The organism is Pseudomonas sp. FW300-N2A2 (assembly GCF_017351735.1).
GTDB classification, from domain to species: domain Bacteria; phylum Pseudomonadota; class Gammaproteobacteria; order Pseudomonadales; family Pseudomonadaceae; genus Aquipseudomonas; species Aquipseudomonas migulae.
This window is the reverse complement of sequence record NZ_JACNDU010000004.1, coordinates 75,089-96,990: the sequence shown is the minus strand read 5'-3', so window position 1 is coordinate 96,990 and position 21,902 is coordinate 75,089. Positions and strand designations below refer to the sequence as shown.

Sequence of the window (21,902 nt, the reverse complement as noted above, 5' to 3'; positions counted from 1 at the left end):
TGTCGGGCGGGAAAGGGCTGAATCAGGCTTTGGTGGAAAACCGGTAGCCGGTGCCGCGCACGGTTTGTACCAGATTTTCGTAGGCATCACCGAGGGCTTTGCGCAGGCGACGGATGTGCACGTCGACGGTGCGCTCCTCGACATACACATTGCCGCCCCACACCTGATCCAGCAACTGACCACGGGTGTAGGCGCGTTCCTGGTGGGTCATGAAGAATTGCAGCAAGCGGTATTCGGTCGGGCCCATCTCGGCGGGTTTGCCGTCGATGGTCACGCGGTGGCTGATCGGGTCCAGCAGCAGGCCGCCGACTTCAATCGGTGCCTCGCCATCGGTAGGGCCGGCGCGGCGCAGCACGGCTTTGAGGCGCGCAACCAGCTCACGAGGGGAAAACGGTTTGGTGATGTAGTCGTCGGCGCCGACTTCCAGGCCCTGGATCTTGTTGTCCTCTTCGCCCTTGGCGGTGAGCATGATGATCGGGATGTCCCCGGTCAGCTCATCGCGCTTGAGGCGGCGGGCCAACTCGATGCCGGAGGTGCCGGGCAGCATCCAGTCGAGCAGGATCAGGTCCGGTTTGCGGTCGACGATGATCGCGTGGGCCTGTTGCGAGTTTTCGGCCTCCAGGCAGTCATAGCCGGCCATTTCCAACGCAACGGCGATCATTTCGCGAATGGGCGCTTCGTCGTCGACGATCAGAATGCTCCTGCCAACCATGCCTTTAATCCTCTTGTCATTTAACTGTCTTGCGCCGCATTAGATAACGGAATTATTGCAGTCGTGTGACAGTATTTTAGTCGCCCGGCGATTGTCGCGAACCTGAACTAAGCTCTAAGTCCGAATCCTGACAACCACAAAAGGAAGGTTTCCATGAAGAAATACTCGCATTCCTTCAAGGCTTTGATGCTGACCGCAGCCCTGGCGTTGCCGGCAATGGCCTTCGCGGCTGAGCCTGTGATGATGAAAGACGGTGTGATGGCGGACCACAAGGGCATGACCCTGTACACGTTCGACAAGGACACCACCGCTGGCAAGTCGGTGTGCACTGGTGAATGTGCAGAGTACTGGCCACCGTTCAAGGCGGAAGCGGGCGCCAAGGCCGAAGGTGACTGGACAATCGTCACGCGTGACGATGGCACGATGCAGTGGGCCTACAAGGGCAAACCGCTGTACTACTTCAAGAAGGACGCGAAACCGGGTGACAAAACGGGCGACAAAGTGAAGGACGTCTGGCACGTGCTCCAAGGGCCGAAGATGTAAGGCCGATCCGAAACGGCGGCCTCGTTTCCGTAGGAGCGAGGCTTGCCCGCGAAGGCGTCAGCCGCCTCACCGCACCGCGTAATCCAAAACAATCCCCACAAAAATCGCCAACCCCGCCCAATGGTTGTGCAAGAACGCCTTGAAGCAGCGCATCCGGTCCTTGCCACGGGTGTACCAGAATTCCCACGCAAAACAGCCCGCCGCCGCCAGCAGTCCCAGGTGAAACCAGCCACCCAGCTCGAATTTCGACCCGGCCAGCAACAGGCAACCCAACGCCAACCCTTGCAAGGTCAGGATGATCACCCGGTCCGCCTCGCCAAACAGAATCGCCGTGGATTTCACACCGATCTTCAAGTCGTCGTCGCGATCAGTCATCGCGTAATAGGTGTCATAACCCACCGTCCACAGCAGGTTGGCGATCCACAGCAGCCACGCCGCCGCCGGCAGTTCGCCGGTTTCGGCGGTGAACGCCATCGGCATCCCCCAGGAAAACGCCGCGCCCAGCACCACTTGCGGGTAATAGGTGTAGCGCTTCATGAACGGGTAAGTGAAGGCCAGCGCCAAACCGCCGAACGACAACCACACCGTTGGCGCATTGGTGCACAACACCAGCAGGAAGCTCACGCCCATCAGCAATGCAAAGAACACCAGCGCTTCTTTGGAGCTGATTTTTCCGCTCGGCAGCGGGCGCTGTTCGGTGCGTTTCACATGGCCATCGACCTTGCGGTCCGCCCAGTCGTTGATCACGCAACCGCCGGCGCGGGTCAGCACCACGCCGAGCACGAAGATCACCACGTTGGCCAGCGACGGCGAACCTTTGCCGGCAATCCACAACGCCCACAGCGTCGGCCACAGCAGCAGGTAAATGCCGATGGGTTTGTCCATGCGCGTCAACTGAATGAAATCCCAGGCCCGAGGGTTCAAGCGGTTCAGGGACTTGAGCAGGCTCTGGTACATCAGCAGTTCTCCGGATGGGCGCGGGTGGCGTGCCACAAGGTCGGCAGGAAAATCTCGGCCACCAGCACGCTCAAGGCGCCACGGTCGAAGCGCGAGCGACGGCCCCACAATTCAGGTGCCCGGCACTCCACCGGCAGCCACTCCTGAGGATAGTGACAAACCTCGATGGCGCGACGCTGAAACGCCTGATCGCAAAACAGCAACTCGCCCAGCGAGCGGCTGCCCAACTCGTCCATGTGCAACCCGTCGCCCTGCAACGCGCTGCGTGCCGCCACGCTGCGGGCGAACACCCAAGCTTCACCGTGGCCGCGCAGATACACCTCGCGCACCCAGCCTTCACTGTCTTCGGCCAGGTCCAGTGCCGCGCATTCGTCCGCGCGCAGCGGTTGCCAGCCTTCGAAAAGCGGCGTGACGCTGAAGCTGTCGTTCGACAGACGGGTCAGCCGTCGGGTCAGCGAACCTTCGTCGAACAACCAGTCGAGGGTAGACGTGTCGGGGAGCGGCGAAAGTCGGCTTTGGGGAAGCCAGAAAGGAGGTTTTGAGTGCGGCACAGTGAGTCATTATTGGCAGCAAATGAGGCGGCGAGCTTACCATGTCGGTCGGTGAATTTGATTGATCCGGCGCCCCATTGCGTCGAACAGGCTTGCATCTGCCGGGCCCGATCAGTACAAAACGCCCTGAGCCGGACGGCAGCGCTGCAACCATCGACCGTTCGCGCCGGCAATAAGCCTGAATCCTGAGGATGTACCTGAATGAAAAAGTGGCAATGTGTGGTCTGCGGCCTGATCTACAACGAAGCCGACGGCTGGCCGGATGACGGCATTGCGCCGGGCACCCTGTGGCAAGACGTGCCGGAAGACTGGCTGTGCCCGGACTGCGGCGTCGGCAAGATGGATTTCGAAATGATCGAAATCAACTAAGACATTTAGAGGAGTAAGGAATGAACGCACCTGTCGTGATCGTCGGCACCGGGCTGGCTGGCTACAACCTCGCCCGGGAGTTTCGCAAACTCGATAGCGAAACCCCGCTGCTGCTGATTACCGCCGATGACGGGCGCTCCTACTCCAAGCCGATGCTCTCCACGGGCTTCGGCAAGAACAAAGACGCCGACGGCCTGAGCATGGCCGAACCCGGCGCCATGGCCGAACAGCTGAAGGCCGAAGTGCGCACCCACACGCGTATCAGCGGTATCGATCCTGGCCACAAACGCCTGTGGATCGGCGAAGAATCAGTGATCTACCGCGACCTGATCCTGGCCTGGGGCGCCGAAACCGTGCGTGTGCCCATCGAAGGCGATGCGGCGGACGCCGTGTTCCCGATCAACGACCTCGAAGACTACGCGCGCTTTCGTGCGGCAGCGGCCGGCAAACGCCGGGTGCTGTTGCTCGGTGCCGGCCTGATCGGCTGTGAATTCGCCAACGACCTGATCCTTGGCGGTTACGAGGTGCAACTGGTTGCACCGTGCGAACAGGTCATGCCGACCTTGCTGCACCCGGCGGCAGCCGCTGCGGTCCAGGCCGGGCTGGAAAGCCTCGGCGCGCGTTTCCACCTCGGGCCGGTGCTCAACCGCTTGCAGCGTGTTGAAGAGGGTTTGGAAGCGCATCTGTCTGACGGTCAGGTCATCCCGTGCGACGTGGTGGTCTCCGCCATCGGCCTGCGTCCGCGCATCGACCTGGCCGCCGCCGCCGGTGTGCAGGTCAATCGCGGCGTGGTGGTCGATCGCCACCTGAAAACTTCTCACGCCAACATCTACGCCCTGGGCGACTGCGCCGAAGTCGACGGGCTGAATTTGCTGTACGTGATGCCCCTCATGAGCTGTGCGAGAGCGCTGGCACAAACCCTCGCCGGCAACCCGACAGCCGTGAGCTACGGCGCGATGCCGATCACCGTCAAAACGCCGGTTTGCCCGTTGGTGGTTTCGCCGCCGCCACGGGGTTTGGAGGGCGTCTGGACCGTCGAAGGGCAGGGCGCTGACATCAAGGTTTTATGCCGCGATGCCGCCGGAAAACTGCTCGGTTATGCCCTGACAGGCGCGGCGGTGATGGAAAAACTCGCACTGAACAAAGAACTTCCACCGCTGCTGGCGTAAATACCGGTCGTTCTGTCGGAATCACCCCGCTTTTGCCCCTACAAACGTCGCGCCGAGACTGGCGCGGCTCTTCCGTGCGTGCCATTCTCACTCCCGTCTGCCGCAGAGTAGAGCACCTGCGGCGCTTTGGGCGCTGTTCCAACGAGAACAGCACGGACATAACAACAAAAAACCGTCAAAGGGGCTTCACTAATGCGTAAACCAGAACTCGCCGCCGCCATCGCGGAAAAAGCAGATCTCACCAAAGAACAGGCCAACCGCGTTCTCAACGCCGTTCTCGAAGAAATCACCGGCGCCCTGCACCGCAAGGACAGCGTGACGCTGGTCGGCTTCGGCACCTTCCTGCAACGCCACCGCGGCGCCCGCACCGGCAAAAACCCGCAAACCGGTGAGCCAGTAAAAATCAAGGCCAGCAACACCGTTGCGTTCAAGCCAGGCAAATCGTTGAAAGACAGCGTTAATCCGTAACACGCACCGACGCCCGCATAGCGGGTGAGCGGAACAAAAAATGGGCACGCCAACCAGGTTGGGTGCCCATTTTTTATGGCTGACGAGGTGCCCTTTGTAGGAGCCGGCTTGCTGGCGATAGCGCCCGATCAACCAACATCAACGTCGCCTGACACACCGCCATCGCCAGCAAGCTGGCTCCTACAGATCTGCGTGCCGGGCGAATCCCCCGGCTTCCCGCGCGGCGAGGCCGCGACATAAAAATGGGCATGCCAACTGAATGTCGGACGACAACACTCACTGTAGGAGCCGGCTTGCCGGCGATAGCGTCCTATCAACCAACATCAATGTCGCCTGACACACCGCCATCGCCAGCAAGCCGGCTCCTACAGGTATACGTGCGAGACGAATCAACCGCCCCGACTTTGTTGCTTGGCGAAAACCGCCGCCATCTCGGGCTCATCCAGATGATCCAGTGCACGCTCCACCAACAAATGCACCCCGTCAGCCATACGACTGAGCGCCAGGGCTACGGAGCGGCGTGAGCCGTCCACATCGTCGGCAAGGTCGGCGGCGATGGCGCTGATGGATAGCAAGTCTTCCGAGGCATTGGCGAGGAGGGCTTCGGTGTTGATGCCGGGGCAGACGCTGAAGAGCTGGCCGTTGCGTTTCGGTGGTTTGGGTTCGGTTGGCGGGAAGTGATGGTCGAGGGCGCGTTCGGCGGCTTCGTTGAGTTTGTTTGAGTCGGGGCTTTCGTATGGGGAAACCGGATCGGTTTCCGGTGGGTTTGGTGTGACCTTGAACATGGTTACTTTCCTTTAGTAGGGCCGTGACCATTTCGCGACTAAACGAAAAGGAGGCGGCTGTGCGCAAGTTAGTCGACCGGTAAAGTCACCAAAACCCGGCGCGCCCAAGGGCGCCATGCGCACAGCCACCATCAAGTGCAGGCAAACACCTGACTGGATGACACTTGTGCAACCGTAGATGACTAGCCGGGCGACTAAACCCGATCACTGATGAGCAGTGACACGAACCAAGTTACCGACCGCCCCCAAGGCGCACAAGCCGGCGGATTCTGGCGTAGCCGTAGGCAACGACGCAAGGTGTTGTAGCTTGCAGGACGTAACCTTGAGGCGTTTTAAACAAGCGCTATTGAGCGGTGTTTAACCATCGGAAATGTTGGCATTCCTTACCAGCTTCCATAGGGGATTCCGAACTTTTCGATATAGGCTTTTGACTCTTCTGAAAGCGGCCGATGTTTTCCATTGGACGTTCCCCCGTAGGGGCCTTTGGGACTGATCGTGCCTTGGACTCGAGTGACTTCGGTCGATTTAAGACAAGGCCCACCTAACCACACCTTGGCGATTCCTCCTGGCGCCAAGCCGATAGTCAAAAACTTTCGGTAATCGGTTTTCCATTTGCCTACCGCGCCGCAATAAGCTCTTTCACCCTTGAGCATGGTGTTCCGCGCAGATTCGGGGATTTCGATGTAGGCCCCGTAGGTCTGCGGTTCTGCCATGGACTGCCAGCGCACATAGACCAAACGAGGCAGGTCAGCCCCGGTAACATACCGGCCTTTTCCTCCAGGATCTTCTCGCCATCCCGCTGGCTTACCTCTGAACTCGGACGGTACGCCTTTGCTCATGGCTCGTGGATACCCCATAGCCGGTATACCGCTGCCCGCGCGAAGGAACACGCGCTCATTGATATCAACGACACCGGCCGTTTCGATCCAGACTTCCATATAGTCAGGCGAAAAAAAATCTAGGCTCCATGCGTCATAAGGTAATGATCTGCTCTCGACAGAGGTACATCCTCCCAACAACACAAATAGCAACGCAAAGCCGGACTTAAGCAAGGGTGAGCACCTATGCATTGGGATGCACCACGCGTTTATAGTTTTCGGCGGGGCGATCGATAAACACGATGTTCAGGTCACTATTGTTCCAGCCTTTGGCTGCGTTCCATTTCGCAGACAGATGGATATAGCGGCGGTACAGCAGCTCCTCTTCGTCGAGGCTCAGGCTCGTGCGGCGAGTTTCGCCTAACGCATAAGCCATCAATTTTTCGGCAATCGGTTTCAGCTCTGTTGGTAATGCGTACGTCTGATCCTCTTCGTCAATGACCTTGAACGGGACGTCGTGCCTGGCCCCCAACTCGTGCATGATTCGCAGGTAAACCAACGCCAAATCGTTGCGCACAATCCGCTCGCTGTGGACCGCCGCATAGACATTCTTCGAATTGGATCTGTCGCCTTTTGCGTTGCTGATCATCTCCACCGCCCAAGTTTTCACCTCCAATGTCAGCCCATACAGATTGAGTTGATCCTGAAGGCGACCTAGCTCTTGCTGAGCCCAACGATAGGCGGTTGACGCTGTGGAAGGCACGTAAAGTTCCATGTCGCGGCTGCAGCGCGGCTTGCTAAGCAAAACTCGTTCAATGACGTTGGGTATATACCCTCCACCCAAGTCGGAGTGGACGCCGGGCAGCTCGATATCAGCAGCGCCGGCGCTGTTGAGTGAAAAGTTATGGCGGCGCTCGTCCCGCGACACTAAATGCACGACCTTTTTTGCCACATCGGGTGCCAAGTACAAATTGACCCCGGGGTTATTGGCGTCGTGGACGCTAAAGTCGCCGTCAGCCACGCTGCCTACTGCAGCAGCGGTGTCGAAAATGCCGATAAAGTTGATGGAGGCATCGATGTTGGCGCGCCAGGAAAACTCCTCGGTAAACAACGTAGCATTGGCGGGTAGCTGCGCCGCCAATGGACTCTTCTCTCCTTTCTGTACTTCATTGGCAAAATGCCGTGCAGCTGCGGCACCGCGACTGAAACCGAAGATATCGAACTCGACACGTTCAACCTTTCGATCAGGATTGGATCGCTTGAACTGTTCAACCCTTTCGAGAATAAGCGTTGGACTCTGCGCAACCCGCGCTGATACACCGTGTTCACCCACGCCGGTTGCTAGTGAAAAAAGTGAATCCTGTTCGCCACTGCTAGTACCGATGCCATCCAGATAAACGGGGATGTACCCGATGGTTTCTTCAACAGCCAATAACCGCTTACTGTCATCGGTGTACAGCTCATACAACTTCGCCACATTACTCGTGTCATTCCCATAGCTGTTATCCGGTGTATTCCCCTTGCCGTCATAACCCCTCGCCTGACAAAACTGCAGAATATCCTCAGCCTCCTCCAGCAGATTCACATCCCGCGCATAACACCCGGCAACCATTTCACTGTTGGACCGATTATTCCCAGTCCCATCAAAAAACACCCCAATACGTAAAGTAATTCCTTCTTCTTCAACCTCTTCCTCCTCCTCCTCCAGCTCATCCGACTCATTCTCTTCCGACGACGGGGGCTCAGGCACAACCGCCGCCAACAACCCCGCGACCGTCCCCGGCAACAACGCATGCGCCGCCATCCCCGTTCCCGGCGAACCACCGACCTCAACCTCGCTACTGCTGAACACTCCACCCGCATCGATCACGACGTGGTAACCACCGGCCTTCAACGTAATGCTGGCGCCCGCGTCCAGCACCAGATGGGCGCCAGCCTTGATATGAACGTGCTCACCGGCCTCAACCACCCACGCTTCGCCAATCTGGTTGTGGCTACTCCCGGCAATTTGCAGATAGTCATTGGCCTTGAGCTGAACCTTTCTATCCGCCGTAACCGTGCGATGTTCCTCCGCGCCGAGCACCGCGATGCTGTTGCCCTTGATCGCTTCCCGACGCTCATTTCCCACGTCCAGTCGGCTGTCGTTCCCGACCTTCTGCTCCATGTCCCGCTGCGCTCGCAGGTAGATCAACTCCAGCCCGGCGCGGTCTTCGATCGACAGTTCGTTATAGCCACCGGTATGCGGCGAGCTGTGGCTGCGCAGCACGGTTCTGGTTTTGTTTTCGGGCAAGGGGTAGGGCGCCGGTGTGACCTTGTTGATCAGGCAACCGGTTATGAGTGGGTTATCTGGATTGCCTTCGAGGTAGGTGACGAGGACTTCCATGCCGATGCGCGGAATGGTCACCGCGCCGAAATGATCCCCCGCCCAACTGGACGCCACCCGCAGCCAGCAACTGCTTTGTTCGCTGTTGTGCTCAGCGCGGTCCCAATGGAATTCGACTTTGACGCGACCGTCTTCATCGCAGTAGATCTCTTCCCCGACAGGCCCGGTGACGCGGGCGGTCTGGCAGACGAGCACGGGGCGTTGTGCGGGCATCGGCGGCCGATAAAACACGTCCCAGGGAATCGCGCTGAAGCTGTTTTGGTAGCCCTGGGTAAAACTGCCCTCGGTGTCAGTGATTGACTCTTCCAGCACCTGCGGCTGTTTGCCGATATGAGTAACGCTGAGCAACAGCCACAGGTCGTTGTACGTGGCGCGTGGGTGATCCATCAGGCTGAAAAAGTGGCCGCTGCGCAGGCACGGTTGATCGCTTTTGCCCTTGGCCAATTGATAGTCGGCGCGGTGCCGCTCCAGTGCTTGCCGGGTGAGCTGTTTGCCGTGCTTTTCGGTCTCGAAAAACAGCGGGTAACGATAGTCTTCAAGCTCGGGGCTGAACTCGGCGATGAAGCGACTTTCCAGCAGCAAGCTCGGGTGTTTCGGGTCGTAGTTTCGGCGGGTGACTTTGCTGGGGCGAGTGCTGTAACGCATGGAAAACTGGCTGACGACCGGATGCTCCGCCACCATGCCGGCGCCTTGCAGGTAGGGCGTTTCGCCCAATTTCGCAAAGGCGGTCTGATCATCGCTGAACACCAGCACATGGCCATCCCGTGAGTGCTGGTGATGCCACGCAATGCCATCCTCGGCGCACAGTCGCCGGACGAACTCAAAACAACTTTCCCCATATTGGGTGCAGTATTCGCGCTCGGGACTCGTTCTGACGTGGAAGCTAAATGCATCGGCTTGAATGCCATGCCCCTTGAGTACCTGAGCGATGATTTGCGGCGCCGTCAGGCCCTGGAAAATTCGCTGATCGTGACTGAACTGCAAGTCATGCAGCGCCGGCACCAGGTGCATGCGATAGCAGGTCAGGCGCTTGCCGACTTCGCCTACGGACACCCTGGTGACATGGCCATGAATGCCCTCGCCGTTGAGGCCGAATTGTAGAAAGGCGGGTTGGTTGAGCAAGCTTTCCAGATCGAAATCCGGATGCTCGCTGACCAGGTCAACCTGAATCGAATACAAGGCGCTGATGGTTTCCGTGCCTTCGAAGGCCAGCACTTTGAAGTCGTTGCGAATCGTCGGGATAAGGAGGGTGAAGTGGGCAACGTTGGCCGATGCAAGCATGCGCTTATCCTTTTGCTACGTAGTCGCTCGTCCTTAAGCTGAAAGAAAAATCGGCGAAACCGAGCCATACGTGCCCGGATTAAGTCGCCAAAATGCCGGGCACGCTAACAAGGCATGCAAAGTATTGATGTAGGAAGGATCTTGAAGAATGGTGTGATATTTCCCAGATACCCGAAGTTCCACTTTGGAACTTTGTTTTAAATTCAAAGTGGCCATCATAGTGATGGCACTTTTCTTATCGGCAGTTGTCACTCGTCGTTTTATTCATCGATGCCGTAACATTTCGGAATGCTCCTACATTTATATTTTTTAGTTTTTGGCATGCTGCGCGCCTGCCAAAGGGAGCAATCGGCAATGAATATGCGGTTTATTCAGGTGAAAGAACCGGAGGCCTCTACCTCAACGGTTTCAGGGCGTTGGGTCGAGCGCTGAATTATTAAACTGACATCAGGGATCCCCTTGCTACATATAGGGAGATCTCCTACGAGTGATAAACGCGCTTCGTCTTATTGTTTAATCGGGTGCTTGCTAGTGGCCATCATCGTGAGTACGATGCGCCCACTTTGAAAGAGCACGATCTCAATTGGATGAGACATTTCGCAGCTCTTTGATTCTGTCTCACGCCGTTGGAACTCCAATGAGCGTATGACCGTAATCCAAACTAAAGGCCATGGATGTCCTACTCAAGCAAACTTTCTGCTCATTACCTCGATCTCGCAAAAGCCTCTGTTTCCAAAGAGAATTTCGCGGGCGAGGATGTTCGCTTTTCGAGCGAATATGAGTCACTGGAAAGCGAGCTGGCCAAAGCCTCGTCCATGCACGAAAGCGGTCAGATCGACTGGCTGAAAATCCGTGAAAACAGCGAAAACCTGCTGCGCACCCAGTCCAAGGATTTGCGCGTCGGCGCCTGGCTGACCTGGGCCCTGTACCAGCGCGAATCCTTCCAAGGCCTGCTCGCCGGCCTCGGTTTGCTGCACTACCTGTGCGAAAGCCACTGGGCCGAAGTCCACCCGAACAAGGCGCGTACGCGCTCCGCTGCGATCAGTTGGCTGGTGCCGCGTCTTGAGCAGGTGCTGACCGAAAACGTCGCGATCAAAGAGCAGTTGCCGATGTTCCGCCGTCTGGTGGAACACCTGGAAGGCCTCGACGCTGCGTGCACCGAGCACCTGGGTGACGACGCGCCGTTGCTGCTGCCAATCTCCCGCCGTCTGAAAAACATGGTGCAACGCGCCGCCGACAACCAGCCGGAACCAGGCGTGGTGGGTGCGGCCGTGGCTCAGGTCAAACAAGTCGCGACGCAACTGCTGACGCCCGGCGCGCCGATCGACAACGAAAAAGAAGCCCACAAAGCCCTGCGCGCGCAGCAAGAAAGCGCCCGGCCGCTGTGCGCCTGGTGGCTCAAGCAGAAAGCCACCGACCTGCGTGCCCTGCGCCTCAATCGCACGCTGTTGTGGTTGCCCATCGACGCTGTCCCCGAACGTAATGCCGAGCAGATCACCGTGCTGCGCGGTTTGCCGGCGGACAAGCTCAAGGCCTATCAGGACCGTTACGATCAAGGCAAATACGCCGACCTGTTGGTGGAACTGGAGGCGAGCCTGGCGAAGGCGCCGTTCTGGTTCGATGGCCAGCGAATAGTCTGGGAATGCCTCCAGGCACTCAACGCAGAAATGGCGATGCGCGAAGTGGAAATCCACTTCGCGCTTTTGGTTCAGCGCCTGCCCGGTATTGTCGAATTGCGCTTCCATGACGGCGCGCCGTTCGCCGATCCGGCTACTCGCGCCTGGATCAGCGCCAACGTCATGCCGCACCTGCAAAGCGCCAGTGCGCCGCGCAAAGTCGAAGTCGCCGACACCCAGCCCGCCTGGGAACTGGCCCTCGAAGAGGTCCTGCCGATTCTGCGCAAGGACGGCCTCAAGGCCGCTGTGCAAATCCTCAAGCAGGGCCTGCAAAGCGCCAACGGCGGGCGCGTGCGGTTCTTCTGGCAGTTCGCCCTCGCGCGACTGTGCTTCATGGCCAAGAAATACGAACTGGCCAAGACCCAACTCGAAACCCTCGACCAAACATTACAGGACTCAGGCCTGCACGCCTGGGAGCCCGATCTTGCGCTGGAAGTGCTGCATTTACTGCATAGCTGCTGCGAGTTGTTGCCGCAGAACCATGCCGTACGTGAACGCAAGGAAGAGATTTATCGCAGGCTGTGCCACCTCGATCTCGAAGTGGTACTCGAATAGGCCCCAGGGCCACAACCGCAAGGAGAAAAGCCATGGCCAAAGAAGGCTCGGTAGCCCCCAAGGAACGCATCAACGTCACGTTCAAACCTGCCACCGGTGGTGCCCAGGAAGAGATCGAACTGCCGTTGAAACTACTGGCAATCGGTGACTACACCCACCGCAAGGACGAACGCAAAGTCGAAGATCGCAAGCCGATCAGCATCGACAAGATGACCTTCGACGAGGTGCTGGCCAAGCAAGAGCTGCAGCTGACACTGAGCGTACCGAACCGTCTTCAGGAAGAAAGCGACACTGAAGAACTGGCCGTGAAACTGCGTGTCAACTCGATGAAGGACTTCAACCCGGCCAGCCTGGTCGAGCAAGTGCCTGAGCTGAAAAAACTGATGGAACTGCGCGACGCGCTGGTGGCCCTCAAAGGCCCGCTGGGTAACGCGCCTGCGTTCCGCAAAGCCATCGAAGGCGTTCTCGCCGACGACGAATCCCGCGGTCGCGTACTGGGTGAGCTGGGCCTGAACGCCGCAGCCCAGGACGTCTGAGTCTCCATCAGCCAAGGAAGCCAACATGAGCACGAGTGCAGCGCAGCAAAAGAGTAACGAGAACGGCGAATACAGCATTCTCGACAGCATCATCGCCGAAACCCGCCTGACCCCGGACGACGAAGCCTACGACATCGCCAAGCGCGGTGTGTCGGCCTTCATCGAAGAGCTGCTCAAGCCGCAGAACAACGGCGAGCCGGTCAAGAAAGCCATGGTTGACCGCATGATCGCCGAGATCGATGCCAAGCTCAGCCGTCAGATGGACGAGATCCTCCACCACCCGGACTTCCAGTCCCTGGAATCGTCGTGGCGTGGCCTGCAGTTGCTGGTCGACCGCACCAACTTCCGCGAAAACATCAAGATCGAAATCCTCAACGTCTCCAAAGAAGACCTGTTGGACGATTTCGAAGATTCGCCGGAAGTGATGCAGGCTGGCCTGTACAAGCACATCTACACCGCTGAATACGGCCAGTTCGGTGGTCAGCCGGTAGGCGCGATCATCGCTAACTACTTCATGTCCCCAAGCTCGCCGGACGTGAAACTGATGCAGTACGTGTCCAGCGTTGCGTGCATGTCCCACGCGCCGTTCATTGCCGCCGCCGGCCCGAAATTCTTCGGCCTGGAAAGCTTCACCGGCCTGCCGGACCTGAAGGATCTGAAGGATCACTTCGAAGGTCCGCAATTCGCCAAATGGCAGAGCTTCCGCCAGTCGGAAGACTCCCGTTACATTGGCCTGACCGTGCCGCGTTTCCTGCTGCGCAACCCGTACGACCCGGAAGAAAACCCGGTCAAATCGTTCGTGTACAAAGAAACCGTCGCCAACAGCCACGAGCACTACCTGTGGGGCAACACCGCCTACGCGTTCGGCACCAAGCTGACCGACAGCTTCGCCAAATTCCGCTGGTGCCCGAACATCATCGGCCCACAGAGCGGTGGCGCGGTTGAAGACCTGCCGTTGCACCACTTCGAAAGCATGGGCGAAATCGAAACCAAGATCCCTACCGAGGTATTGGTCAGCGACCGTCGTGAATACGAACTGGCCGAGGAAGGCTTCATCTCCCTGACCATGCGCAAAGGCTCCGACAACGCGGCGTTCTTCTCCGCAAGCTCGGTGCAGAAGCCGAAGTTCTTCGGCATCAGCGCAGAAGGCAAGGCGGCAGAGCTGAACTACAAGCTCGGCACCCAACTGCCGTACATGATGATCGTCAACCGCCTGGCTCACTACTTGAAAGTGCTGCAGCGCGAGCAACTCGGTTCGTGGAAAGAGCGCACCGACCTCGAGCTGGAACTGAACAAGTGGATCCGCCAGTACGTGGCCGACCAGGAAAACCCGAGCGCCGAAGTCCGTGGTCGTCGTCCGCTGCGTGCTGCCCAGATCATCGTCAGCGATGTCGAAGGCGAGCCTGGCTGGTACCGCGTCAGCCTGAACGTGCGTCCGCACTTCAAGTACATGGGTGCCGATTTCACCCTGTCGCTGGTTGGCAAGCTGGACAAAGAGTAAGCGGAGCTAACTCATGACTGGATACGGCAGCCTTTTCGAACGCCTGGGTGGCGACGCGGACAAACGCGTCGGCTGGAGCCGCGAGGTCTCCGCCATGGCGTCCGTGGCTGCCCATCTGGCCAAGATGCTCAGCACCCGTGCGGGCAGCGTGCAAACGCTGTCCGATTACGGGCTACCCGATCTCAATGACATGCGCCTGAGCCTGCACGACTCCCTGAGTCAGGCCCGCCTGGCCATCGAAAGCTTCATCGAAGCCTACGAACCGCGCCTGAGCAACGTGCGTGTCATCTCCCTGCCGCGTGACAACGATCAGCTTCGCCTGTCCTTCAGCATCGAAGGCCTGCTGGAAGTTGATGGTTTCAAGCGCCAGGTCAGTTTCGCCGCGCGCCTGGATGGCAGCGGTCAAGTCAAGGTCACTTAAGGAGATTCGTATGTCCGGCAAACCAGCAGCACGCGTATCCGACCCCACCGCTTGCCCGCTCCCCGGCCACGGCACCAACCCGATCGCCGCCGGTTCCGGCGACGTCTTTTTCGACGGCCTCGCGGCCGCCCGCCAAGGCGATGCCTCGGCGTGTGGTGGTGCGATGTCGGGCGGGTTGGCGACGACGGTTTTGATTAATGGGAAACCGGCTGCGACGGTGGATTCCGTCGGGACTCATGGCAACAAGGTTACGGCCGGGTCCGGGACGGTGATTATCGGGAATTCGCATTCGCCGGTGCCGTTTGTTCCGCCGTTACCTGTGATTATCCCCGGGGTATTCAATCGTGTTTTTGCTTTTAAAACGGCCACTGGAAAAGCGGTTGAGGGGCTGAACTACCGAATTACTTCCGAAAGCGGGATCGAAAAAGTGGGTACGGCGTTATCTGGAATGTCTGGATGTTTTTCATCTGGCCAGAAACCTGAAACTGTCACTATCTTAGTAACTTCGGAGTAGGGTCTTGGAAACGATTGTTGAAATTGACGGCGTGCCTTACACCTTTGTTACCGAAGACGGCGCAACTGCATTAAGGCTCGACAATAAAACTACCGCCAGCGACGATACTGATCCGGAAAATTTAAATCTTCCGGAAATCTGGTTAATAACACGCTCGAATGGTGTGCCTTTGTTTGCAGTGCGACCGGATGATGGAGATAAGCCCTTTCGTATTATAAAAGCCGAAGCGCTCTATGCAGAGGCGATCCAATGGTTTGAGCCGTTGGCTGATTTCTATCGTGAACGGGTATGGGTCAATCCCGAAAGTAGCGTGGAGGGATCTGAAGCATTTGGCGCCTATAAACAACACACTTGGCAATCGATAATAGACTTCGCCATTGTCGATCGCGAGTCGCTTATGTATTACCGAAACATGCCTGGTGATTGGAAAAAGCAAACAGACGGCGGCAGTGGATTTCTGCTTTGCCTCGTGGAAGGAGACCCTTACTGGACTGATGGGCTGGGCCAGATACCCTTTGCGGTGGATACATTCCGAATGTACTGGCAAGAAACGAATGACATCGATTCTGCAGTCAGAAAAACCGGGGTGACTGGTTTGGAATGGGCGGACGGTTCGCTCGGTGGAAAGGACGATGGAAGTGAAAACGTCTATGACAATTTCATAATTATCAGAGCATCGTTGTGGGCATCTAAAAACTTCCGTCGAGTCGTCGGTACAAAGAGTTTTGGTGGGTTGCGGGGTGCTGGCGGAGATGTGCCAGAGGTAAGTACTGTTTTTGAGCCTGCCTCAGTTGATCTTCTTAAAACTTCGATTACTGCGGATGTTCTTGCAAAATATAAAACGTGGACGCCATGACTTTAAAAGTTTTAGCGGGGCTGGTTATTTATCTATTGGTAGGTGTGGTTTATTTTTTTGTTCATGATTATGGGGTGGCTTTATATAAGTTGCATGCGGGTGGATTTACAGCAAGAGGAGTGTCTATTGGTATAACTGCCGAGTTGACTTTTTATTTTTTTATTTTTGTGAATATGGTTGTTTTTGTACTGCCAAAACTGGCTGCGAAAATTGTAGCAATAATGTTTATGGTCGCTGTTGTTCTGTTCTATTTTCTCCCCGAAAACCCGGTAAGGGCAATGGCATACAGCGGACTTACAAGCAGTATGAGCCTCTTGGCGCTGGTCGCTCGCTTAATAGTCGATCGACTGATTTCCCGACGTAACTCACCATCAGGCAGCTAACCCATGTCCTTTAACCACTACTACCAAAGCGAACTCACCGCACTTCGCCAGTTAGGTCGTCGATTCGCCGAGCGTAGCCCGGCGTTGGCGCCTTTCCTTGGCCAGGCCGGCCGAGATCCAGACGTGGAGCGGTTGCTGGAGGGCTTCGCATTCCTGACCGGTCGCCTGCGCCAGAAGCTCGACGACGAACTGCCGGAGCTCAGCCATTCCCTGATGCACCTGCTGTGGCCCAACTACATGCGGCCGCTGCCGGCGTTCAGCATTTTGCAGTTCGACCCGTTGAAACGCTCGGGGCCGGCGCTGATGGTCGAGCGCGACACGCCGATCGAGAGCGTGCCAATCGATGACGTGCGCTGCCGCTTCCGTACCTGCTACCCGACCGAGGTGTTGCCGCTGGATCTGGCCGCGCTGAATTACTCGGTGAAGGGCGACGGTTCGCTGTTGAGCCTGCGTCTGGAGATGAGCGCTGACGGTCACCTCGGTGAGCTGGAGTTGAGCCGTCTGCGTCTGCACTTCGCCGGTGAGCGCTACATTAGCCAGATGCTGTACCTGAGCCTGCTGCGCAATCTGGAAGGCATCGAGCTGATCCCGCTGGACGGCGCCGGCAAGCCCATCAACGGTGTCAACGGCACGCCGATGGCGTTCAAGATGCCCGGCGACCGTGTGCAGCCGGTGGGTTTTGCCGAAGAAGAAGCGTTGATCCCGTATCCGCTGAACACCTTCCGCGGCTACCGCTACTTGCAGGAATACTTCGCCTTCCAGGACAAATTCCTCTTCGTTGATATCAACGGTCTGGACCTGCTCAAAGCCCTGCCGGAAGACACGCTCAAGCAGATGCGCGGCCTCGAATTGCGCTTCGACATTCGCAAGAGCGGCATCATGCGCATGCGTCCGACGCTGGATAACGTGAAGCTCTACTGCACGCCCATCGTCAACCTGTTCAAGCACGACGCCTTGCCGATCCGCCTCGACGGCAAGCAGGACGAATACCTGCTGCTGCCCGCCGAATTCGATCTGCAAAATTGCGGTGTGTTCTCGGTGGAAACCGTGACCGGCTGGAAGCCCGGCGGCCTCGGTTATCAGGAGTACGTGCCGTTCGAATCCTTCGAGCACGACCCGAGTTTCGACGTGCCCAACAGTCGTCCCCATTACAGCATTCGCCAGCGTTCCTCCTTGCTGCACGACGGCCTCGACACCTACCTGAGCTTCGGCATCCGCCACACCGAAGCCCATGAAACCCTGTCGATCGAGCTGATGTGCACCAACCAGAACCTGCCGCGCAAGCTCAAGCTCGGCGACATCTGCATGGCCTGCGAAGAGACGCCGGAGTTTTTGAGCTTCCGCAACATCACCCCGGCCACGTCGAGTTTCGCGCCGCCGCTGAACCGCGACTTCCTCTGGAAGTTGATCAGCAACATGTCGCTTAACTATTTGTCCCTGGCCGACGTCAATGCGTTGAAGGTGATTCTCGAAACCTACGATTTGCCGCGCTACTACGACCAACACGCGGAAAAAGTCAGCAAGCGCCTGCTCGGCGGGCTCAAGTCGATCAAGCACCACCACGTCGACCGGTTGCACCGAGGGTTGCCGGTTCGCGGGTTGCGCACCGAGCTGACCATCGACCCGGAAGGGTATATCGGCGAGGGCGACCTGTTCGTTTTCGCTTCGGTTCTCAACGAGTTTTTCGCGCTTTACGCCAGTCTCAATTCGTACCACGAGCTGCGGGTAAAAAGTACACAAGGAGAGGTGTACCAATGGACACCACGTATGGGCCTGCAGCCGCTTCTTTAAGCGGACTGACCCGAGGAATACGCGAGTACTCGCTGTTTCAGGCCGTGCTGCTGGTGATTGACCGGCTGCGCGAGGCCCACCCGCACCTGAGCGAAGACGACCTGTACGACCAGCTGGAATTCCAGGCCAACCCGAGCCTGGGTTTCCCTGGCAGCGACGTTGATCGCGTGGAGTTTTTCCAAGAGCACGGGCACATGCGTGCGCGCCTGCGGTTCAACCTGATCGGTCTGGTCGGTTCCGGTTCGCCGCTGCCAGCGTTCTACGGCGAACAGGCGTTGGGCGACAGCGAAGACGGCAACCCGACCCGCAACTTCCTCGATCTGTTTCACCATCGCCTGCAACGGCTGATGCTGCCGATCTGGCGCAAGTACCGCTACCGCGCAAGCTTCCAGAGCGGCGCGCTCGACCCGTTCTCGGCGCAGCTGTTTGCCTTGATCGGCCTTGGCGGCGAAGAGATCCGCAAGGCCCAGGAACTGAACTGGAAACGCCTGCTGCCGTACCTCGGTTTGCTCAGCTTGCGGGCGCACTCGGCGGCGCTGATCGAAGCGGTGCTGCGTTACTACTTCAAGCACGCCGAGCTGACCATCGAGCAATGCATCGAGCGCCGCGTGGAAATTCTCGACGAGCAGCGCAACCGTCTGGGCCGCGCCAACAGCCTGCTCGGCGAAGACCTGGTGCTGGGCGAACACGTGCGCGACCGCAGCGGCAAATTCCGCATTCACATCCGCGAACTCGACTGGCAGCGCTTTCACGAATTCCTGCCAATCGGTTTCGGCTACCAGCCGTTGTGCGCGCTGGTGCGGTTCACCCTGCGTGACCCGCTCGACTACGACATTCGCCTGGTGTTGCGCCAGGAAGAAATCCGCGAACTGCGCATCGGTGAGCAGAACGCCTGTCGCCTGGGATGGACCAGTTGGCTGGGCCGCGAAAAAGCGGACGGCGTGGTGACCCTGGGCAGCAAAATTCATTAAGGACAGATGACCAATGATCAACGTAGACCTGCAACAACTTATCCAGGCGCTGGACGCCGAAACCCGTCGTGATCTGGAAAGTTCTGCCGAACGCTGCGTCGCCCGTGGCGGCAGCAAGATACTCGTCGAAGACTTGCTGCTGGGCCTGCTGGAGCGCCCGCAAGGCCTGCTCGCACGCGCGCTGCAAGACGCCGAAGTGGATGCTGGCGAGCTGAGCGCCGCGCTGCAATCGCGGGTCGAGCACAGCGCCTCGCGCAATCCGGTGTTCGCCCCGGAACTGGTGCAGTGGCTGCAAGACGCGTTGCTGGTGGCCAACCTTGAACTGGGCCAGAGCCAGGTCGAGCAAGCCGCGTTGATCCTCGCGCTGCTGCGCAACCCGATGCGCTACGCCGGCAGCCGCTACCAGTCGTTGCTGGCCAAGCTGAACATCGAGCGCCTGAAAGAATTTGCCCTGTCGCAGAAAGAGCAACCGGCCACCGGTAAGCCTGCCGTGCCGGGCGAATCGCTGCTGCAGCGCTTCACACACAACCTGACCCAGCAGGCCCGTGACGGCAAACTCGACCCGGTGCTGTGCCGCGATGGCGCGATCCGGCAGATGGTCGACATCCTCGCCCGTCGCCGCAAAAACAACCCGATTGTGGTCGGCGAAGCTGGCGTCGGTAAAACCGCGATTGTCGAAGGCCTGGCCTCGCGCATTGCCGCCGGTGAAGTGCCGCAAGTGTTGAAAGGCGTTGAGCTGCTGTCGCTGGACATGGGCCTGTTGCAGGCCGGCGCCAGCGTCAAAGGTGAATTCGAGCGTCGTCTCAAAGGCGTGATCGACGAAGTCAAAGCCTCGCCGAAACCGATCATCCTGTTCATCGACGAAGCCCACACGTTGATCGGCGCGGGCGGCAATGCCGGTGGTTCCGATGCGGCCAACCTGCTCAAACCAGCCTTGGCCCGTGGCGAGTTGCGCACCATCGCCGCCACCACGTGGGCGGAGTACAAGAAGTACTTCGAAAAAGACCCGGCCCTGGCTCGTCGTTTCCAACCGGTGCAACTGCACGAACCGACCGTCAGCGAAGCGGTGACCATCCTCCGTGGTCTGGCTCAGGTGTACGAGAAGAGCCACGGCATCTACCTGCGCGATGACGCGGTGGTGGCGGCGGCTGAGTTGTCCGCGCGCTATCTGGCGGGCCGTCAGCTGCCGGACAAAGCCGTCGATGTGCTCGACACCGCCTGCGCCCGCGTGCGCATCAGCCTCGCCGCCGCCCCTGAAAGCCTTGAACGTCTGCGTGGCGAACTGGCTGAAGGGGGCCGTCAGCGTCAGGCGCTGCGTCGTGATGCTGAAGCCGGTTTGTTGATTGATCACGAAGCGCTGGATGCTTTGGAAGATCGTCTGGCCGCCGCCGAAGACGAAATGGTCGCCCTCGAAACGCTGTGGACCGAGCAGAAAGAACTGGCCGAGCGCCTGTTGGATCTGCGCCAGCAACTGGCCAAAGCTCGCGAGGCTGCTGCCGTCGAACCGACCGTCACGTTTGAAGAAGACGCCGAAGGCACCGTGATCGAAACCCTCGAAGCGGTGAATGACGTCGCGTGCCTCGAAACCGCGCTCAACGAAACTCACAAAGCCCTGACCGATGCTCAGGTCAAAGAACGCCTGGTGAGCTTCGAAGTCTGCCCGCGTCTGGTCGCCGAAGTCATCAGCGCCTGGACCGGCGTGCCGCTGGCGCAACTGGCCCGCGAACACAACGCCAAGGTCGCCAGTTTCGCCACCGACCTGCGCACCCGCATCCGTGGTCAGGAACAAGCTGTTCACGCACTGGACCGCTCGATGCGCGCCACTGCTGCCGGCCTGAACAAACCGGACGCACCGGTGGGCGTGTTCCTGCTGGTCGGCCCGAGCGGCGTCGGCAAGACCGAAACCGCGCTGGCCCTCGCCGACTTGCTGTACGGCGGTGATCGTTTCATCACCACCATCAACATGTCCGAGTTCCAGGAGAAGCACACTGTGTCGCGCCTGATCGGTGCACCGCCGGGCTACGTCGGTTACGGCGAGGGCGGCATGCTCACCGAAGCCGTACGCCAGAAGCCGTACTCCGTTGTGCTGCTCGATGAGGTCGAAAAGGCTGACCCGGACGTGCTCAACCTGTTCTACCAAATCTTCGACAAAGGCGTGGCCAACGACGGCGAAGGGCGCGAGATCGATTTCCGCAACACCTTGATCCTCATGACCTCGAACCTGGGCAGCGACCGCATCAGCGACCTTTGCGAAAACGGCGCACGTCCGACCGCCGAAGTGCTCGAAGAAACCATTCGGCCGGTGCTCAGCAAACACTTCAAACCGGCGCTGCTGGCGCGGATGCGCGTGGTGCCTTACTACCCGGTCGGCGGCCCGGTGCTGCGCGAGCTGATCGAAATCAAACTTGGTCGTCTGGGCGAACGCCTGAACCGTCGTCAGCTGGATTTCAGCTACTCGCAAGACCTCGTCGATCACTTGGCCGAACGCTGCACCCAAAGCGACAGCGGCGCGCGTCTGATCGACCACTTGCTGGACCTGCACGTACTGCCGCTAGTGGCCGACCGCTTGCTCGACGCGATGGCCACGGGTGAAAGCCTCAAGCGCGTCCACGCGACGCTCGACGGCGGCGCCAGCGTGACCTGCGAGTTCGCCTGAGGTGGG

20 protein-coding genes are annotated in these 21,902 nt (G+C 58.8%); 14 read left to right on the top strand and 6 right to left on the bottom strand.

Features of this window, described 5'->3' with window-relative positions; translation table 11 throughout:
• Positions 1–22: 22 nt before the first annotated feature.
• On the bottom strand, positions 23–712 hold the full coding sequence (phoB, locus tag J4E42_RS08135) for a phosphate regulon transcriptional regulator PhoB (protein WP_007896474.1): 690 nt from the start codon (positions 710–712) through the stop codon (positions 23–25).
• A 153-nt stretch (positions 713–865) separates the two neighbouring features.
• On the opposite strand from phoB, the gene J4E42_RS08130 reads away from it, so the two are divergent.
• The gene (locus tag J4E42_RS08130) at positions 866–1,255 is read left to right on the top strand and encodes a hypothetical protein (protein ID WP_192228182.1); all 390 of its coding nucleotides are present in this window, start codon (positions 866–868) and stop codon (positions 1,253–1,255) included.
• A gap of 66 nt (positions 1,256–1,321) precedes the next feature.
• Here the strand turns inward: J4E42_RS08130 and ubiA are convergent, their stop codons facing one another.
• Both ubiA and J4E42_RS08120 read right to left on the bottom strand, forming a co-directional pair.
• Complete coding sequence (ubiA, locus tag J4E42_RS08125; RefSeq protein WP_008038125.1) at positions 1,322–2,212, bottom strand: 4-hydroxybenzoate octaprenyltransferase; 891 nt, start codon at positions 2,210–2,212, stop codon at positions 1,322–1,324.
• Complete coding sequence (locus J4E42_RS08120; protein ID WP_008038114.1) at positions 2,212–2,763, bottom strand: chorismate lyase; 552 nt, start codon at positions 2,761–2,763, stop codon at positions 2,212–2,214. Before J4E42_RS08120 ends, ubiA begins: the two co-directional genes overlap by 1 nt.
• Positions 2,764–2,964: 201 nt before the next feature.
• On the opposite strand from J4E42_RS08120, the gene J4E42_RS08115 reads away from it, so the two are divergent.
• From J4E42_RS08115 to J4E42_RS08105, 3 genes are all read left to right on the top strand, one after another.
• On the top strand, positions 2,965–3,132 hold the full coding sequence (locus J4E42_RS08115) for a rubredoxin (protein WP_007954349.1): 168 nt from the start codon (positions 2,965–2,967) through the stop codon (positions 3,130–3,132).
• A gap of 20 nt (positions 3,133–3,152) precedes the next feature.
• Positions 3,153–4,301: an NAD(P)/FAD-dependent oxidoreductase gene (locus tag J4E42_RS08110; RefSeq protein WP_207284973.1), complete on the top strand. Its 1,149-nt coding sequence runs from the start codon at positions 3,153–3,155 to the stop codon at positions 4,299–4,301.
• 192 nt (positions 4,302–4,493) lie between these two features.
• Positions 4,494–4,769, top strand: coding sequence for an HU family DNA-binding protein (locus J4E42_RS08105; protein WP_003213368.1), 276 nt, complete (start codon positions 4,494–4,496; stop codon positions 4,767–4,769).
• 389 nt (positions 4,770–5,158) lie between these two features.
• Here the strand turns inward: J4E42_RS08105 and J4E42_RS08100 are convergent, their stop codons facing one another.
• The 3 genes from J4E42_RS08100 to tssI all read right to left on the bottom strand — a co-directional run bounded on the left by J4E42_RS08100 (position 5,159) and on the right by tssI (position 10,036).
• The gene (locus J4E42_RS08100) at positions 5,159–5,554 is read right to left on the bottom strand and encodes a DUF6124 family protein (protein WP_207284972.1); all 396 of its coding nucleotides are present in this window, start codon (positions 5,552–5,554) and stop codon (positions 5,159–5,161) included.
• 383 nt (positions 5,555–5,937) lie between these two features.
• Positions 5,938–6,624: a DUF2931 family protein gene (locus J4E42_RS08095; RefSeq protein ID WP_207284971.1), complete on the bottom strand. Its 687-nt coding sequence runs from the start codon at positions 6,622–6,624 to the stop codon at positions 5,938–5,940.
• Positions 6,617–10,036: a type VI secretion system tip protein TssI/VgrG gene (gene tssI, locus J4E42_RS08090; RefSeq protein ID WP_207284970.1), complete on the bottom strand. Its 3,420-nt coding sequence runs from the start codon at positions 10,034–10,036 to the stop codon at positions 6,617–6,619. Before tssI ends, J4E42_RS08095 begins: the two co-directional genes overlap by 8 nt.
• A 674-nt stretch (positions 10,037–10,710) precedes the next feature.
• On the opposite strand from tssI, the gene tssA reads away from it, so the two are divergent.
• The 10 genes from tssA to tssH are packed head-to-tail and all read left to right on the top strand — an operon-like array spanning position 10,711 to position 21,896.
• Entirely contained in the window at positions 10,711–12,267 is a 1,557-nt protein-coding gene (gene tssA / locus J4E42_RS08085; protein WP_207284969.1) for a type VI secretion system protein TssA, read from the top strand.
• Positions 12,268–12,299: 32 nt separating this feature from the next.
• The gene (tssB, locus tag J4E42_RS08080) at positions 12,300–12,803 is read left to right on the top strand and encodes a type VI secretion system contractile sheath small subunit (protein ID WP_008030679.1); all 504 of its coding nucleotides are present in this window, start codon (positions 12,300–12,302) and stop codon (positions 12,801–12,803) included.
• Between the two features lie 25 nt (positions 12,804–12,828).
• The gene (gene tssC, locus J4E42_RS08075; protein WP_008030678.1) at positions 12,829–14,304 is read left to right on the top strand and encodes a type VI secretion system contractile sheath large subunit; all 1,476 of its coding nucleotides are present in this window, start codon (positions 12,829–12,831) and stop codon (positions 14,302–14,304) included.
• A gap of 13 nt (positions 14,305–14,317) precedes the next feature.
• Positions 14,318–14,725, top strand: a complete 408-nt coding sequence (gene tssE / locus J4E42_RS08070; RefSeq protein WP_008038101.1) for a type VI secretion system baseplate subunit TssE — start codon at positions 14,318–14,320, stop codon at positions 14,723–14,725.
• Positions 14,726–14,735: 10 nt separating this feature from the next.
• Positions 14,736–15,239, top strand: coding sequence for a PAAR domain-containing protein (locus tag J4E42_RS08065; RefSeq protein WP_207284968.1), 504 nt, complete (start codon positions 14,736–14,738; stop codon positions 15,237–15,239).
• 4 nt (positions 15,240–15,243) lie between these two features.
• The gene (locus tag J4E42_RS08060) at positions 15,244–16,095 is read left to right on the top strand and encodes a hypothetical protein (protein ID WP_008038099.1); all 852 of its coding nucleotides are present in this window, start codon (positions 15,244–15,246) and stop codon (positions 16,093–16,095) included.
• The gene (locus J4E42_RS08055; protein ID WP_081500188.1) at positions 16,092–16,478 is read left to right on the top strand and encodes a hypothetical protein; all 387 of its coding nucleotides are present in this window, start codon (positions 16,092–16,094) and stop codon (positions 16,476–16,478) included. Before J4E42_RS08060 ends, J4E42_RS08055 begins: the two co-directional genes overlap by 4 nt.
• A 3-nt stretch (positions 16,479–16,481) precedes the next feature.
• Positions 16,482–18,269, top strand: a complete 1,788-nt coding sequence (gene tssF, locus J4E42_RS08050) for a type VI secretion system baseplate subunit TssF (protein ID WP_207284967.1) — start codon at positions 16,482–16,484, stop codon at positions 18,267–18,269.
• The gene (gene tssG / locus J4E42_RS08045; RefSeq protein ID WP_008030662.1) at positions 18,233–19,240 is read left to right on the top strand and encodes a type VI secretion system baseplate subunit TssG; all 1,008 of its coding nucleotides are present in this window, start codon (positions 18,233–18,235) and stop codon (positions 19,238–19,240) included. Before tssF ends, tssG begins: the two co-directional genes overlap by 37 nt.
• 13 nt (positions 19,241–19,253) lie before the next feature.
• Entirely contained in the window at positions 19,254–21,896 is a 2,643-nt protein-coding gene (gene tssH, locus J4E42_RS08040) for a type VI secretion system ATPase TssH (RefSeq protein ID WP_207284966.1), read from the top strand.
• Positions 21,897–21,902 lie beyond the last annotated feature (6 nt).

Excerpts from the sequence above, each read along its gene's own strand:
- phoB (WP_007896474.1), bottom strand. The coding sequence starts at position 712 with ATGGTTGGCAGGAGCATTCTGATCGTCGACGACGAAGCGCCCATTCGC.
- J4E42_RS08095 (WP_207284971.1), bottom strand. The coding sequence starts at position 6,624 with ATGCATAGGTGCTCACCCTTGCTTAAGTCCGGCTTTGCGTTGCTATTT.
- J4E42_RS08105 (WP_003213368.1), top strand. The coding sequence starts at position 4,494 with ATGCGTAAACCAGAACTCGCCGCCGCCATCGCGGAAAAAGCAGATCTC.
- ubiA (WP_008038125.1), bottom strand. The coding sequence starts at position 2,212 with ATGTACCAGAGCCTGCTCAAGTCCCTGAACCGCTTGAACCCTCGGGCC.
- tssE (WP_008038101.1), top strand. The coding sequence starts at position 14,318 with ATGACTGGATACGGCAGCCTTTTCGAACGCCTGGGTGGCGACGCGGAC.
- J4E42_RS08065 (WP_207284968.1), top strand. The coding sequence starts at position 14,736 with ATGTCCGGCAAACCAGCAGCACGCGTATCCGACCCCACCGCTTGCCCG.
- tssI (WP_207284970.1), bottom strand. The coding sequence starts at position 10,036 with ATGCTTGCATCGGCCAACGTTGCCCACTTCACCCTCCTTATCCCGACG.
- tssB (WP_008030679.1), top strand. The coding sequence starts at position 12,300 with ATGGCCAAAGAAGGCTCGGTAGCCCCCAAGGAACGCATCAACGTCACG.
- tssG (WP_008030662.1), top strand. The coding sequence starts at position 18,233 with ATGGACACCACGTATGGGCCTGCAGCCGCTTCTTTAAGCGGACTGACC.
- tssF (WP_207284967.1), top strand. The coding sequence starts at position 16,482 with ATGTCCTTTAACCACTACTACCAAAGCGAACTCACCGCACTTCGCCAG.
- J4E42_RS08110 (WP_207284973.1), top strand. The coding sequence starts at position 3,153 with ATGAACGCACCTGTCGTGATCGTCGGCACCGGGCTGGCTGGCTACAAC.
- J4E42_RS08100 (WP_207284972.1), bottom strand. The coding sequence starts at position 5,554 with ATGTTCAAGGTCACACCAAACCCACCGGAAACCGATCCGGTTTCCCCA.
- J4E42_RS08130 (WP_192228182.1), top strand. The coding sequence starts at position 866 with ATGAAGAAATACTCGCATTCCTTCAAGGCTTTGATGCTGACCGCAGCC.
- J4E42_RS08055 (WP_081500188.1), top strand. The coding sequence starts at position 16,092 with ATGACTTTAAAAGTTTTAGCGGGGCTGGTTATTTATCTATTGGTAGGT.
- tssA (WP_207284969.1), top strand. The coding sequence starts at position 10,711 with ATGTCCTACTCAAGCAAACTTTCTGCTCATTACCTCGATCTCGCAAAA.
- J4E42_RS08115 (WP_007954349.1), top strand. The coding sequence starts at position 2,965 with ATGAAAAAGTGGCAATGTGTGGTCTGCGGCCTGATCTACAACGAAGCC.
- tssC (WP_008030678.1), top strand. The coding sequence starts at position 12,829 with ATGAGCACGAGTGCAGCGCAGCAAAAGAGTAACGAGAACGGCGAATAC.
- tssH (WP_207284966.1), top strand. The coding sequence starts at position 19,254 with ATGATCAACGTAGACCTGCAACAACTTATCCAGGCGCTGGACGCCGAA.